The sequence below is a fragment of the Acidobacteriota bacterium genome, from assembly GCA_028874215.1.
In the GTDB taxonomy this organism is placed as follows: Bacteria; Acidobacteriota; UBA6911; order RPQK01; family JAJDTT01; genus JAJDTT01.
The window spans coordinates 8,179-21,879 of sequence record JAPPLF010000021.1; the positions used below are offsets into that span (position 1 = coordinate 8,179).

Consider the following 13,701-nt stretch of genomic DNA (forward strand, 5'->3'; position numbering starts at 1 on the left):
GGCGCCTTTTCTATGGGCGCCGCCGGGGGCGCAAACGCCTCGTGGGGGCCGTTGTTTGGGGGGGGGGGGGCGCCGGGGCCCCCCCCCCCCGGGGCGACTTTCCCTCCCGGCGACACGAAGGTCGCCGACTATCTCGTTCCTCCATAACGCTTCAGCTTGGAGATGATGGTCTGACGGCTCACTTGGAGCGCTTCGGCGGCCCGGCTCCGGTTGTTGTCGTGGACGCGGAGGGCCTCCAGGATGAGGTCGCGCTCCAGTTGGGCCAGCCGCTGCTTCAACGAACCCTGGGCGGGACCCGATTCGGGAGGAAAGGAGATCCTCCCCGACAGCGCCGAGGGTGAGATGGGCCGGTCCGGCTCGGCCAGAATCACCAGCCGTTCCACCTCGTTCTCCAGCTCCCGGACATTGCCGGGCCAGGAATATCCCCGGAGCACTTCGAGAGTCCCTGGTTCGAAACGGCAGCCGAACTTGTTCAGCCGCCGGCAGGAACGTTCCAGAAAGAACCGGGCCAGTTCGTCCACATCCTCGGGCCGGGCCCTGAGGGGAGGCACCATGACGGTGAAGACGTTGAGGCGGAAGTAGAGGTCCTGCCGAAAGCGGCCCTCGGCGACCTCCCGGCTCAGGTCCCGGTTCGTGGACGCCACCACGCGGACGTCGATCTTCCCGGGGGCTTCGGCGCCCACCGGAAAGATCTCGCTCTCCTGCAGCGCCCGGAGCAGCTTCACCTGAAGGTCCAACGGCGCCTCTCCCACCTCGTCCAAAAAAATCGTACCGCCGTCGGCCAGCTCGAAGTACCCCTTCTTCTCTTCCGTCGCACCGGTGAAGGCTCCCTTCTTGTGACCGAAAAACGCGCTCTCCACCAGGTCGGCCGGGACGGCGCCACAGTTGACCGGCACGAAGGCTTGGCTCGCCCTGGGGCTCCGATCATGGACGTACCGGGCCAGAAGCTCCTTTCCCGTTCCGGTCTCCCCCTGCAGAAAGACAGTGGAGCCGGTGGGGGCCACCCGGTCCAGCGAACCCAGCAGCGTCTTGATGGCGCGGCTGCGGTAGACGAGCCGGGGTTTGGAGTCTTCCAAGAGCTGCTTTTCCTCTCGCAGCTTCGAGTTCTCCGCCTCGAGGCGGCTGTTGATCCGGTGGAGCTCCCTTCCGAGACGCTCCTGCTCCCGCTTCAACTCCCAGCGGCCCAACTCCTGTTTCACCACCTTCCGCAGAGATTTGGGATCCCAGGGCTTGGTGATGTAGCGATGGACGTGCCCCTGATTGATGGCGTCCATCAGGTCCTCGGACTCGGTGTATCCGGTGAGTATGATCCGCACCGCGCCGGGCCGGATGTGAAGCGAACGATGCAGCAACTCCACACCGGTCATGGCCGGCATCCTCTGATCCGTGATCACGGCCGAGACCTCCCTCCGCCGCAACAGGTCCAGAGCCTCCCGGCCGGAGGCGGCCTCCAGCACCTCGTAATCGTTGATGAAGGTGCGGCGCAGCTTCTGCAGATTGCCCGCCTCGTCGTCGACCACCAGCAGTGAGTGCCTGTCGTTCATGACTTCAGGGGAAGCCGGACGCAGAAACGGGTGCCGTGCCCGACTTCGCTCTCCACTTGGATGGACCCCTGGTGCTGCTGCACGATCCCGTAGCTGATGCTCAGACCCAGTCCCGTGCCCTGACCCACGGCCTTGGTGGTGAAAAAGGGCTCGAATACCTTTCCCAGGTGCTCCTTCCTGATCCCGGATCCGTCGTCCTCGATCTCGATCACCGCTTCTCCGTTGTCCGTCGAAGTCCGGATCCGGATCTCGCCGCGGCCGGGAATGGCCTGGCAGGCATTTGAGAGGACGTTCATGAAGACCTGGCTCAGGCGCCCCGGATGGCATTCCACCGGGGGCACGTCGCCATAATCCTTTTGGATCCGGATCCGGTCCCGGTATTCGTTGTGCAGCAGGTTCAACGCCAGGTCCAGCGGCTCCTGGATCGGCACCCGCTGCGTCTTGTCCACGTCCATCCTGGAGAAGGTCCTCAAGTCTCCGATGATGGCGTGGATTCGCTGGGCCCCCTCCTCGAAGTTGTCCATCAGGCGGTCGAGATCCTCGATGACGAAGTCGTAGTTGATCCGCCGCCGCAGGGAATCGAGCGTCTCCCGATCGTCCGGCTTGAGTCCGGAATGGCTGTCGTAGAAGCGGATCACCTCTTCCAACTTCTGAACGTACTGGCGCAGGAAGTCGGTGTTGCCGTAGATGAAGTTCAGGGGATTCTTGATCTCGTGGGCGATGCCGGCGACCAGTTGGCCCAGCGACGCCATCTTCTCGCTCTGCACCAGTTGCACCTGGGTGTCCTTGAGTTCCTGGTACGCCTTCCGGACTTCCCGGCCGGTCCGCTCCAGCTCGCTGGTCCGTTTCCTGACCTTCTCTTCCAGGCTCCGATTGAGCTCGATCAGGGCGTGGCTCCGATCCTGAAGCGACTGGGCCATTTCATTGAAGGTCACCGCCAACTCGCCGATCTCGTCCCGGGAGGCCACCCGCACCCGCTGGTCCAGCTCGCCGCCGGCCAGAACGCGAGCGCCCCGGGTGAGCCGCTTGACCGGGACGGTGATGCCCCGGGCGATGGAGTAGGTCAGCAGTCCCACCAACAGGGCGGTCAGCGAGACGGCCCCCATCAGCACCCGTTTCAGGTCCTGCACGGGGGCGAAGATGTCTTCGTCGTTGATTCCCACTCCGCAGATCCACCGGAGGAAATCGTGATTCACCACCGCCAGGCCGCTGATCTTGGAGGTGCCGGGGGGATACTCGTAGTAGAAGTGGGTGGCGCCGCCGGCGATGGCATCCTGGAGGTCTTCCAGGCCGTGGTCCTCCCCCAGGCGCGACCCGTAGTTGTCCACCAGGGGAACCCGCCCCCCTCCCGAGCCCGGACGATTCCTCCGGTACTTGTGGCCGATGACGGTGTTCACGTCCTTGCCGAAGAGAAAGGCGTAACCGGAGGTCAGGGAGCGCCGTTCCAGGTCCTCCTCGATGTTGTCCAGAATCGCTTGGACATACTCCCAGTTCATGTAGGCCAGGATCCCTCCCAGAAGCGCCCCGTCCTCCGACAGGAAGGGAGCCGCGAACCCGATGGATCTCTGGCGGGCGATGTCGTCGTCCTGGTAGGAGTAAAGCTGACGGATCAGAGGCGAGGCGTGCCAGTCCAGGTAGCCGAATCGCCCTTGGCGGACCTCCTCCAACCAACTGCCGTCCGCAGTGTAGGAAAGGAGGCTCTGTCCCCGCAGGTCCGCGAGCCGTTCCGGATCCAGGCTCACTCCCACGGCGTTCCGGTCGATGCTGCTGGTGGAAAGCACACGGCCCTCCCGGTCGAACAGCACCAGAAGGTCGTAGACCTCGTGCACCACCACCAATTGGTTCAGCAGCAGCGTGGGAGGATCGACCCGCCGGACCAGGTAGTCTCCCAGCTCCCGGTAGAGGGTCATGGAGACGGTCTCTTCCTTCTTCTCCAGGATCGAAAGCAGGATGTTGTCGGCGATGCCCTGCGCGACCTGTTCCAGGTAGAGGACGGTCCGGTCCTGGGTGATCTGCTCCTTGGCCTGGTAGTAGGCGAAGACGCAGATGGCGGCCAGCGGGATCACCGCCAGGGGGAGAATGAAGAGGACCAGTTTGTGCCGGAGGCTTCGCACGGGACTCCCTTCAATGTCCAAATGGTGGACAGTTGAGTGACAAATATTACTACATTCGGAGGGAAGACTTCCAGTCGGCCTCTTGGAAGACGCGTTACGGAGGGGGGGACTGTCGTCCCCATTACGGTATAGTTCTCGTAAGTATCTGATAATAGGAGTTTTATGATCTATTCTCCCGAACTGGTTCCCTCATAAAATCCCACGTTCCAAATGGGATTCCACTCGACCTTATTGGAGGTCCGTGGACCGTAAGCGTTCGGTCAAGCCGTGAAAGAGTGGTCGGTCGGCATCCACGCCGCAGTGCTCAATTCCCGTTGGGTTGCCGTCGGGCGTGAACCACTCTTTGGGGCAGTAAGACCTCCTTGGGAAAGGATAACGGCAGGTGATCGTCGACCGCGAAGTCCTTACGCGGCACGCAACCCGGCCGCCTCGTCCCGACACGTTGGGTCACATTCTCCGCTCTGTGCCTCCATCCCGTTGAAGGTGCAAGAGTGGCACTTCCTCAGGTTCTTGCCCCATTTAGCGCGAGGCCGCAGGCCCGGCTCAGGAAGTCGATCCTCACGGCTTGACCGAACGGTTACCCGTGGACCGTGGACGAGTTTCGAGCCTCAATTCCAGACCAAGCCGCCCAGCGTCGGAATCGGCGAGGTGCCACCGGTGAATGCCCATGTAGCACATCGCTAGTTCGAGCATCGCGCCGCTCGCTTTCTAATTGCCTTGTTCGGCGGATAGCACTGCTTCCGGCGTGAAGCGCCGATCACCGACCAAGAATCAACTTCGCTCGGCCGAGGTTCCCCATCCGGAAAAGCAAGCCGCCGAATTCGGAGCGCCCACGTCACGAATCCGACGAGATGGGCAATGCCGATACCCGTAAACATAAGGGTCATATCTCTTCGATCACCCTTCTCAAATCGAATACCTCAAGCGGAGATTTGGTCAATCGTGCCGCCAGCAGACGATCAAAATGCATTTCGTCGGGTCGTGTCCATAGTCCATGGAGACCTTGTCGGAGTCGTCCAACCCGACTTCCGTATTGGAGTCTGGAGCCACAGATTGCGCACGCTCCCAACCGGCCCCGTCCGGCGGCTCCCTCGCCGCCTCCGTATCGGTGTCCGGAGCCATGGGGTGCTCCTTCTCTCAATCGGGCAAATGCCGTGTCACGCAGTCTCGAACGCTGGCCAGAAATAGGGGCAGTACCAAGCCCGGCGCCGTGAGCCGCCGCCCCCGACGATCGGTGTTTTCGCCAAGCGGCATCACCGGAAGCCCCCGTTACCGTCCACCAATGAGTCGCTCTACCGTCTGTTGGAATTTCAGTGATTCTTGTCCGCTCCAAATTTCGCTACCAATGCGGAAACGCACTTGACCCTCTCTGATCTCGATCTCGATGGCATCATCTTGGATTTGGAGGGCCCTTTTTGAAGCATCTCGGAGATCCTCGTAGCGCATCCATGCCGATTTGAGAGACTCCCCAATCCCGAATACGAAGCGGGCACGCTCACGGACCGTCGCCCGCGTGGGTCGTTTGTCATCGAGCGGCACGACACAGAGAGCAAAATGATCGCCGCGTGAGCAAGAACTCTCCACCTGCGGGGGAGTCATCTTCACAATTTTGCCTTTTGTACTCTTCACTTCGATGAGTGTAGCGCACCGGCTATGTTTTGCACCTGCCGATTGATCCACCACTTCAAGCATGATCTCTTCGTTGTCTCCGCCTTCGTTTTTTCTGGTGTAATCATGCTCTACTGCAATGTCGGCTCCCACTCGCCTTGGACAAACCTTCAATCCACGGCCTTTCAGTTTCTGTTCCAGTTCCTGTCGAAGTAGATCCTCGACAAAGGACCCAATCGCCTGATTCCGCTGGATTGTCTTACGGCGCTCTTTCTGCTCCCGGATTGAGGTGATGATCTCTGGCCGTTCTCGAATTTCGTCCGCCACCTCATAGACACTCCGGGCGTCGCAACCGGCAGCTTCGTAGAGATCTTTCATCGCGCCAATCAGTCCCACCTGTAGGTCCTCGTCATCGGTCATGCTCCGGAGCATGATATCCGCCGGGCGAATGCCCAATACTCGTAATAACTCCGTGCCTTGCTCGCCCAACAGGAGCTGCGTGATGTCGGGAGAGCGGGTTAGGAGCCGTGAGAGAGACTCTGCCGATGGCCGCACGCTGATGGTACGTCCATCGGAATTCTTGGCAGGCACCCATGATCGATCGTGCAGGGGTTTGAGCCATGCAGCACGGTGGAATGTGTGAGGTTCCCCACACTCACAATCGGATCCAACAACCTCAAAGGCCATCTCGTCTGTTGGGATCACGAATTTAAGAATAAAGTGGATGAGCTCAGTAGCACGGTTCTCACTTTTGCGGACCCTGTCGATCAATCCGACATTTTTTTCGGTGAGGAAGACGACATTGGATACTGAAATCCCTTGAGTTAACTCGTGACTATCTGGTTCATCTGAGAGCGGCTCTTCAGGCAAACAGCCCTTTATTTCTTCGCACTGCGTCTCGATGAGGGGCGAAATGTTCACGTAACCCTGTTTTCTCAGCTTACGCCATTGGACAGCATCACCACTGGCGAATGCCTCCGCTAGGATCTTCCGCTTGGAGAAGAGTGTCGAGAAATTCTGGGCACACCGCGGCCAGGTTGACCGTGGGGCTAATGGCTTATGAGAGGTATCGAGTTCTGAGTCCAGACGAAAAATGGTTGTTCTGCCTTCGTTCTCATCAGTCGTTGGCAAAGGGTAGTCTCTCAAGTGTGTGTCGTTATACTCTTGCTTGACCATCCACCTGAAGAGCTTGATGACCCCAGGCACGAGATCTGATTTAACGGACCATCTTGGCACCTTGGTTGACTGGTCGTTGTGGCAATTAGCCTCCACCCGGTCCCGGATTGTTGTGAGTAAATCCGATTCAGACTTGCGGGGGAGATGGCCTGCAATTCCTTCTACTTCGTCCGCCACACGAGTATCAAGTAGTCCATTCCGGATCTTGATCTCGAAGCCTTCCGCGATATCCTTTAATTTGTCTGAGATCTCTTGATCGTGCGACAGACTCAAGCGCCTCTTCAGGCAGCCCGCTTGACTCGGAAGTAACTTGTACTCATCGAATAGTCGCGTGCACTTGGCGTCCTGAACAAGTCGGAGTAGCGAAATGAGCCACGATAGACCGATGTCTCCAAGTAGTCTCTCCTGTACGCCTTCAATACTTCCTGCCCTATTGGCCAGCTTCGCGACTGCCTCGATGGTGCGCGCCTCGTCCATATCCGAAGGCTCTTGGCCCAGGAGTCGGCTCCAGTTCGCGAGATTCCGTGACCATGAATCCAGATGATCACGACATGGAAGCCTCGCCGGCGCCTCATCCCATGAAGCCATGAGATCTCCAAGCTGCTCTCTGTGAGATGGATCATCGGTCGTGGGGATCCACGCATCTTGCAGATTTATCCAGTCGCCGTCGCGAGTCGGCATTAGCGGCGTTTCCCGAGCATGCCGGAACAGGTCAGCTAGGAGTTCAATGAACCACTGTTTGTTTTCGCGAACCCAATCGGGCAAGTTGTCGGTGTCGAAGGCAAGCAGACGATCGGTGCCACCCCAATTATTCTGGGCACACCAATTTAGGATCCGTTTTTGGTATTGCATCGACTCTTGTAACAAGTGCCGATTCTTTTCTGCCCCCTCCGAAACTCCCGCCAGGACAACCCCGTTTCGATCCTCATGGGGCTTGAATTCCATGCTGTTAATGGAAGCCGGTAGTCCCAAACGCTCGCTCCCGATCAACGGAAATAAAATAAAGAGTTTCGGTGTTGATACCAGGTCCGGGTCGACCTGAAGGCCACCAGCTTCAGATGGGCGTAGCTGAAGAGCGACTTGGATTCCGGGTTCGCCTTCTGCAACTGCCACGAAACGAGAACTCATTTGACCATCTTGCTGGCACTGAACCTCCAAGATGGATCCTCCGTCCATTCGCGTTGGGTGGCCGCGTCTAAGGCTCCACGAGTTGTCCCCCACTTCAACAGCAATACTTACGATGTCGGGACAGAATGCCAGGACCAGCGGACCACACTGACGAAGTGCGGCCACGCCTTCGTGCGCGAGTTGGCCATGTTCCGTGATCTCGTCGTACGAAAAAGACGTGCTAGTCGGCACCTCCTGGCCGGGCCGTAACGATTGCTGGAATGCTTCCCACGACCGGTCCATCGAAGCGTGAAGTTCTTGCACATTGTTGCCAGTACGATCTAGAAGAAAATCAAACCCACTAAGATCTTTGAGGCATCCTCCGACCCGCACGGACCGGGATAAGAGGTGCGTGCTTAGAAATCCTGAGCCGAATCGGCCAACAGGGTCGGAGCGTTCGATCTTGGTTGATCCGTGATACACGAGATGTGCGATTTCACGAGGCCTGAAAGGCTCGCCATCGTGCTCGAATCGTAGAGTGGAGTCTGAAAGCCGGATCTTGATGTGGACCCCATCCGGTCGTGCTGCGTCTCGAGCATTCTGTAGCAGCTCCCAGATCCAGCGCAGTTCTAGTAGCTTGCGGTTGTCCTCAAGCCGATCGAGATGTTTAAACACTGCTTGGGCAGTATTGTCTACGAGGACTTGAACTCTGGCCCTCTCCAGTTCGTCGTTCAATGACATTACCTCCTCTTCGATACTCGGTATAGCCCTCGATCCGCCCCAATCAGTCTCGGGTCTCGGCACGTCCCCGGGACACTCGGCAGAATTCACCGTCGCCGGAAAGGGACTCAGGGAGCACCATTCAGGTCCAGCACCAGACTGGCGACCGGCGCGCCTACAAAGACCAGTCGTTCCATCCCGCTCCTGTTCAGATTCATGCGATTGATCGCCGACCGGGACGTCCAGTACATCTTGCGGACACCCAGGTCCAACACCAGACTGAAGGGGTGGCCCCCGTAGACGAGGGTTTCCACCTCGCTTCCGTCCAGATTCGCCCCGCCGATCCGCCCCGTCCCCCAGTCCACCCAGTACATCTTGCCGGCACCCGGATCCAGTGCCAGCCCGGCGGGCCTGTCTAATCCCAAGGTGACCAGATCCTCCACTGCGCTTCCGTCTAGATTGGCTCGCTGGATCTTGCCCCTCAAGTTCGTCCAGTACATCTTGCCTGCGCCCAGGTCCAGCGCCAGCCCGCTGAGTCTGAGAAATTCCGAGGTGACCAAGTCTTCCAATCTGCTCCCGTCCAGATTCGCCCGCCGGATCTTCTCCGTCGCTGCCGTCCAGTACATCTTGCCGCCACTAAGGTCCAGCGCCAGACTTTCGACCCCGCCCGCTCCCGTGACCAAGTCTTCCAATCTGCTCCCGTCCAGATTCGCCCGCTGGATCTTGTCCGTGCCCCCGTCCGCCCAGTACATTTTCCTGGCGCTCGGGTTCAGCACTAGAACCTGGGGTCTGTCTAATCCCGAGGTGACCAAATCTTCCACCCCGCTCCCGTCCAGATTCGCCCGCTGGATCTTGTCCGTCCCCGAGTCCGTCCAGTACATCTTGCCGGCCCCCGGGTCCAGCGCCAGAACGTCGAGGCGGTCCAATCCCGAGGTGACCAGGTATTCGTCCCCACTCCCATCCAGATTTGCCCGCCGGATCCTGTCCCGTTCCGCCCAGTACATCTTGCCGGAACTCAGGTCCCGGAGCGGGATCGCCGGCACCGCCGAGAGCGACGGTTTCCGTTTCCCGAACCTCAGCCCCAGCGGGGCGAACTTAAAATTGCTTCCTGCCGCTCGCAAGAATAGAAGCCCCCGAAAGTCCTTGAGAAACTCCTGATCGACCCCCTCAAACCATTCCGGCAGGGTTTGCGCCCGTTGCGTCCAAGATCCCCCCCAGCGGAGGATCTCCCCCACCGGGTCGGCCCCTGTTTCGTCTCGGATCTGGACCTCTATCGCCAATCTCACTCCATGCGCCGGTTTGAAGATCGCCACGCCGGTGCCAATCTCGCTCGTCTCCTCGACGAACAGCACGAATTCTGTCCCCAACTGGGTGGGCTCGACGGCGACTTCGATCCCCGATTGCGCGTTCCGGTAGGTCAACAATCCACTCACCGTGTCCGAATCGCTCTGGACCCCGATCCACCCACGCCGGATCTCTCCCGTCCCGGCACTTTTCAGAACTCGGGTGCCCTGATCCGGCAGCATGAAGCTTCGAACCCCGCCGAAGAATTCCGGAAGGTCCTGAAATTGGGAATCGTAGACATCCACGACCACCAATGTCTCCCCTGCATTCCGGACCCACGGCGGACGGACGTTGGTGATCGCCAGTTGGATGGACCAGCCGCCCCCGTCCACGTAGTCGGGGAAATACATGACCGTCTGCATCGGCCCCTGCGGGTTTTGGCCCGCCGCCGTGGCAGACAACAGCAATCCCAGTACCCAGGAACTCCAAGATCTCTTCATTGGAAGTTTCCTCCCGTCAATGTGGATAGTTGGATCATGTTCAGTTCTTTCGGGTCGCCGTTACATGCGGCGGTGCCATGCCTGCTCCCCACGAAAAACTCCCGGAGCACGTCGAGCGTGCCTTCGAGGCGGACCATGCGCTCTTCGAACCAACCTATGCGGTTCCGGGCCGAGTCGTCTCCGTGGCAAGCGCCACCACGACTACGCCAAGAACCCGCCACGGCAAGAGACTCCTTCCCTGCGGCTGGAGAAACGATACGGTTTGCAACTCACCAAAAATGGAGATAACTAGGCCAGTATAGTTCGATATCGTGAATCGGATGTGAAAATATGAGTTTTTATAGCGAAAGATGTGTGAAATAAATGATGGATCCGCCATTGGTGTTGACCGCAGAGCGCGGCGCGCTCGGAGCCTCCGTTGAATCGCCGTCTCGGAACCCTGGACCGAGTTTCGTACCGGGGTCCGTCGAGGAAGGAGAATTGACGAGTCCCGATGAATTGAGGCGAGAGATCAAGGTGAAACGGGACCGCGTCTCCAGGGCGACCGCGGCGATCTTGCAGATCAGCGTGAGCCTTGACGTCAGCACCGTCCTGTAAGAGGTCGTCGAGAGGGCCTGGAGTTATCCCCTATTCGGCCTCTGCTCTCAGCGAGGTGTCCTCTTTGTGCCCCTGTGGGGAATTAGGATCCTGCCCAGAGTTGAATAGTTGCACTTTGTCGGCTTTGTCCGGGAGGGCGGGTCGGAGACGAGGAAGGGGCGGCAGATGAACCGCCGCCCTTGCCTCGATCACTACCATGAATGATCTGCTGCCGGGAACCAATCCCGACAGAACTAGTCCGACAGGATACAAACTTACCGGGGGAAATCCGTCAGCGGGCTGGCATCCGAAGCACAGGCTGGCTGAGACATCCGCAGCAGTGGCAACATCTCTCGCCCGGCCCAAGTCGGAACTCCCGGCATCCGGTACGGGTTCGCTCGAAACTCATGCGGGTGGCCGAGTCGTAGTCTCGCAGGTTTCACCGTAGCGGGAACAGTCTCTCTGGAAGCTCCGATAGCAGCAGTCCGGACAGCGGTAAGCGCGTCGGGCACGGAGCCTCTCCACCGCCTGCTTCCTGAGGGCCTCCAGCCGTTGCTCGCGGATGTCAGGAGCGTTCATGTGACCCATCTTGCCCGTCACAGGTGTCTTTTCTTGGCCTTCCCGCGAGGAATCCTTGATTGAATCAGGTACATCGTCCATTTAGGTCCAGTAATGTTCATAAGTGTTTGTATTTGATTGGGTTATAACTATACCGAACATCCGACCTTGTCCCATACCGACCCGCTCCATCCTCTTGCATCCACCATATGGTGGTAGGTATAGTGGTAGGCATGAGAGTCCCGAAACGACCTCCGCAACGCAAGCCGCGCGGGCCACATCCCCTCAATGCCCTGACCCCGGCCTTTGTCCGCAACGTGAGCCAGTCCGGACGATACTGCGACGGCCACGGCCTCTACCTCTACGTGCGGCCGACCGGGAGCCGGGGCTGGATCCAGCGCCTCACCATCCGGGGCCGCCGAACCGAGCTCGGGCTCGGCGGATTCCCCCTCGTCTCGCTCACGGAAGCGCGCGAGAAGGCGTTCGCCAACCGGAAGCTGGCCCGCGACGGGGGCGACCCCCGGGCCGCGAACCGGCGGGCCGAGTCGATGCCCAGCTTCGCGGACGCCGCTGGGGCGGTCTGGAAGCAGTTGCGGCCGGGCTGGCGCTCCCCCCGGCATGCGCGGCTCTGGCTGTGGAGCCTGGAGCGCTACGTCTTGCCTCATATCGGGAAGATACCGATTGCGCAGGTGACGAGCGCGGACGTGATCGGAATCCTGGCTCCGATCTGGCACGAGAAGGCCGCCACCGCCCGCAAGCTGCGCCAGCGCATCCGCGCGGTCTTGGAGTGGGCCGTGGCGATGGATCTTCGGCCCGACAACCCGTGCGACCGGATCGGCCCGGTGCTCGGAACGCAGGGGAACGCCGTGCGCCACATGCGGGCGTTGCCTCACGGGGAGGTTGCGTCTGCACTTCGGACGGTGCGGGCATCGAAAAAGCGGCCGGTGGTGAAGCTGGCGTTCGAGTTCCTGGTCCTGACGGCGACACGCTCCGGCGAGGTCCGTGGGGCCGCGTGGAAGGAGATCGACCAGGAGGAAGGAGTATGGGCCATCCCGGCCCCACGGACGAAGGTGAATCGGGAGCACCGCGTTCCGTTGGCCCGACGAGCGTTGGAGATCCTGGAGGAGGCGCGGGCGCTCGCTGGCGGCAGCCCACTCGTATTTCCGGGAGTGGGTGGAAAGCGCATCGGGTATACGGCCATGGCGGACCTGCTCCGGGGGTTGAGGATTGCGGCGGTGCCGCACGGGTTCCGGTCGAGTTTCCGGGACTGGGTGGCGGAGGAGACGGATCATCCGCGCGAGGTGGCGGAGGCGGCTTTGGCGCACAAGGTGCGCAACCCGGTCGAGGCGGCCTACCGGCGCACGGACCTGTTCGAGCGGCGGCGGCGATTGATGGACGATTGGGCCGGATATCTGGACGGCCATGCGGACAAGGGACGCGGCGCTGAGACGACGGAGGCCCGACATCGGAGCCCAGCCCGGCGCTGGTCATCACCAGCGAGGCGAGCGGATACAGCCGCGGCTACTTCCTGATGAAGCCGATGTAGACGTAGAGCGCGACCAGAGCGGCAATCACCAAGAGCCCGACGTTGCCGTAGACCGGACTGACCTGGAGTCCCAGGAACATCACGAATGAGAATGCGAGATACAGACCGATGATGGCAGCGACGTGAACCAGGATCTTCGACGGCTTGGCCACGGTCTTTCCCTCGTCCAGATCCTGCATCCTACCGTAGCGCCTTGCCGCCCGCTGAACCCGATCCGATCCTGTTCCCCGTCCGACCACATCGACGCCCAAGACGGGTCGGGCGGGACGGGAGCACGGACATCAGGCGCACAAGGTGAGCAACCCGATCGAGGCCGCCTACCAGCGCACGGACCTGTTCGAACGACGGCGCCGGCTCATGGACGACTGGGCGGACTACATGGCTGGCGAGAGTCGAGACCCGGCGGCCGGACGGCTCCGTTGATCCGCCGTGCGTCGAGCGCCAGCTTGAAGGCCTGCGCGAAGCCATAGTCCGCCGAAACGCCGCCTGAAACCCACTCAGGCGCAATCTTCGAGAATTCCCGAAAAAACAAGCCCGCCATCTGGCCTGTGTTGGCTTGGTGAGGCCGGGCCAGGGGTTAGGGATAGGCCCTTGGACGTTGTCCAGGATCCACCGCGCGCCTGTGCTGGAGCAGGGATTTCTCCAAACGGGCGCAGTCCGTTTTGTGGTCTGCGTACTCTGCACCACCCAGTGGAGGTTACTCGCGTTTCCGTCAGTGATCCGGCACACGCGGCTCGGTTCCTACGGCGGGGTGACGCCCGCGCTGAAGCGGGCGATCGAGTTGGAACCGTTGGTAACAGGTCGCGCCGTCGGGGCGGCCATCGACAAGCGCCTGGGCCGCTTGCTTGGCCTCCCATTGCAAGTTTCCGTTGTCCTCTCCCATGCGGCGCATTCTCTTACGACAGACTGGAATTCTCCCTTCCCCATCTTCGCAGAGGCCTTCCCGCAGGGATCAATGAAGAAGTGAG

The 13,701-nt window shown here is 60.5% G+C and carries 8 protein-coding genes; 2 read left to right on the forward strand and 6 right to left on the reverse strand.

Features of this window, described 5'->3' with window-relative positions; translation table 11 throughout:
* Nucleotides 1-128: 128 nt before the first annotated feature.
* The 5 genes from OXT71_03865 to OXT71_03885 form a co-directional block, all read right to left on the reverse strand.
* On the reverse strand, nucleotides 129-1,544 hold the full coding sequence (locus OXT71_03865; protein MDE2925516.1) for a sigma-54 dependent transcriptional regulator: 1,416 nt from the start codon (nucleotides 1,542-1,544) through the stop codon (nucleotides 129-131).
* Nucleotides 1,541-3,658, reverse strand: coding sequence for an ATP-binding protein (locus OXT71_03870; protein ID MDE2925517.1), 2,118 nt, complete (start codon nucleotides 3,656-3,658; stop codon nucleotides 1,541-1,543). The genes OXT71_03865 and OXT71_03870 overlap by 4 nt, the downstream gene beginning before the upstream one ends.
* 936 nt (nucleotides 3,659-4,594) lie before the next feature.
* Nucleotides 4,595-4,780, reverse strand: a complete 186-nt coding sequence (locus OXT71_03875) for a hypothetical protein (protein ID MDE2925518.1) — start codon at nucleotides 4,778-4,780, stop codon at nucleotides 4,595-4,597.
* 147 nt (nucleotides 4,781-4,927) lie between these two features.
* On the reverse strand, nucleotides 4,928-8,290 hold the full coding sequence (locus OXT71_03880) for an ATP-binding protein (protein MDE2925519.1): 3,363 nt from the start codon (nucleotides 8,288-8,290) through the stop codon (nucleotides 4,928-4,930).
* 107 nt (nucleotides 8,291-8,397) lie between these two features.
* The gene (locus OXT71_03885; GenBank protein MDE2925520.1) at nucleotides 8,398-10,053 is read right to left on the reverse strand and encodes a hypothetical protein; all 1,656 of its coding nucleotides are present in this window, start codon (nucleotides 10,051-10,053) and stop codon (nucleotides 8,398-8,400) included.
* Between the two features lie 1,367 nt (nucleotides 10,054-11,420).
* On the opposite strand from OXT71_03885, the gene OXT71_03890 reads away from it, so the two are divergent.
* Nucleotides 11,421-12,719, forward strand: a complete 1,299-nt coding sequence (locus OXT71_03890) for an integrase arm-type DNA-binding domain-containing protein (protein ID MDE2925521.1) — start codon at nucleotides 11,421-11,423, stop codon at nucleotides 12,717-12,719.
* Here the strand turns inward: OXT71_03890 and OXT71_03895 are convergent.
* Nucleotides 12,709-12,912 (reverse strand): hypothetical protein, encoded by a 204-nt coding sequence (locus OXT71_03895; GenBank protein ID MDE2925522.1) that lies wholly within the window; start codon nucleotides 12,910-12,912, stop codon nucleotides 12,709-12,711. The two genes, OXT71_03890 and OXT71_03895, sit on opposite strands and share 11 nt — an antisense overlap.
* Nucleotides 12,913-13,027: 115 nt before the next feature.
* Between OXT71_03895 and OXT71_03900 the strand changes: the two genes are divergently transcribed.
* The gene (locus OXT71_03900) at nucleotides 13,028-13,156 is read left to right on the forward strand and encodes a hypothetical protein (GenBank protein ID MDE2925523.1); all 129 of its coding nucleotides are present in this window, start codon (nucleotides 13,028-13,030) and stop codon (nucleotides 13,154-13,156) included.
* Nucleotides 13,157-13,701: the final 545 nt, after the last annotated feature.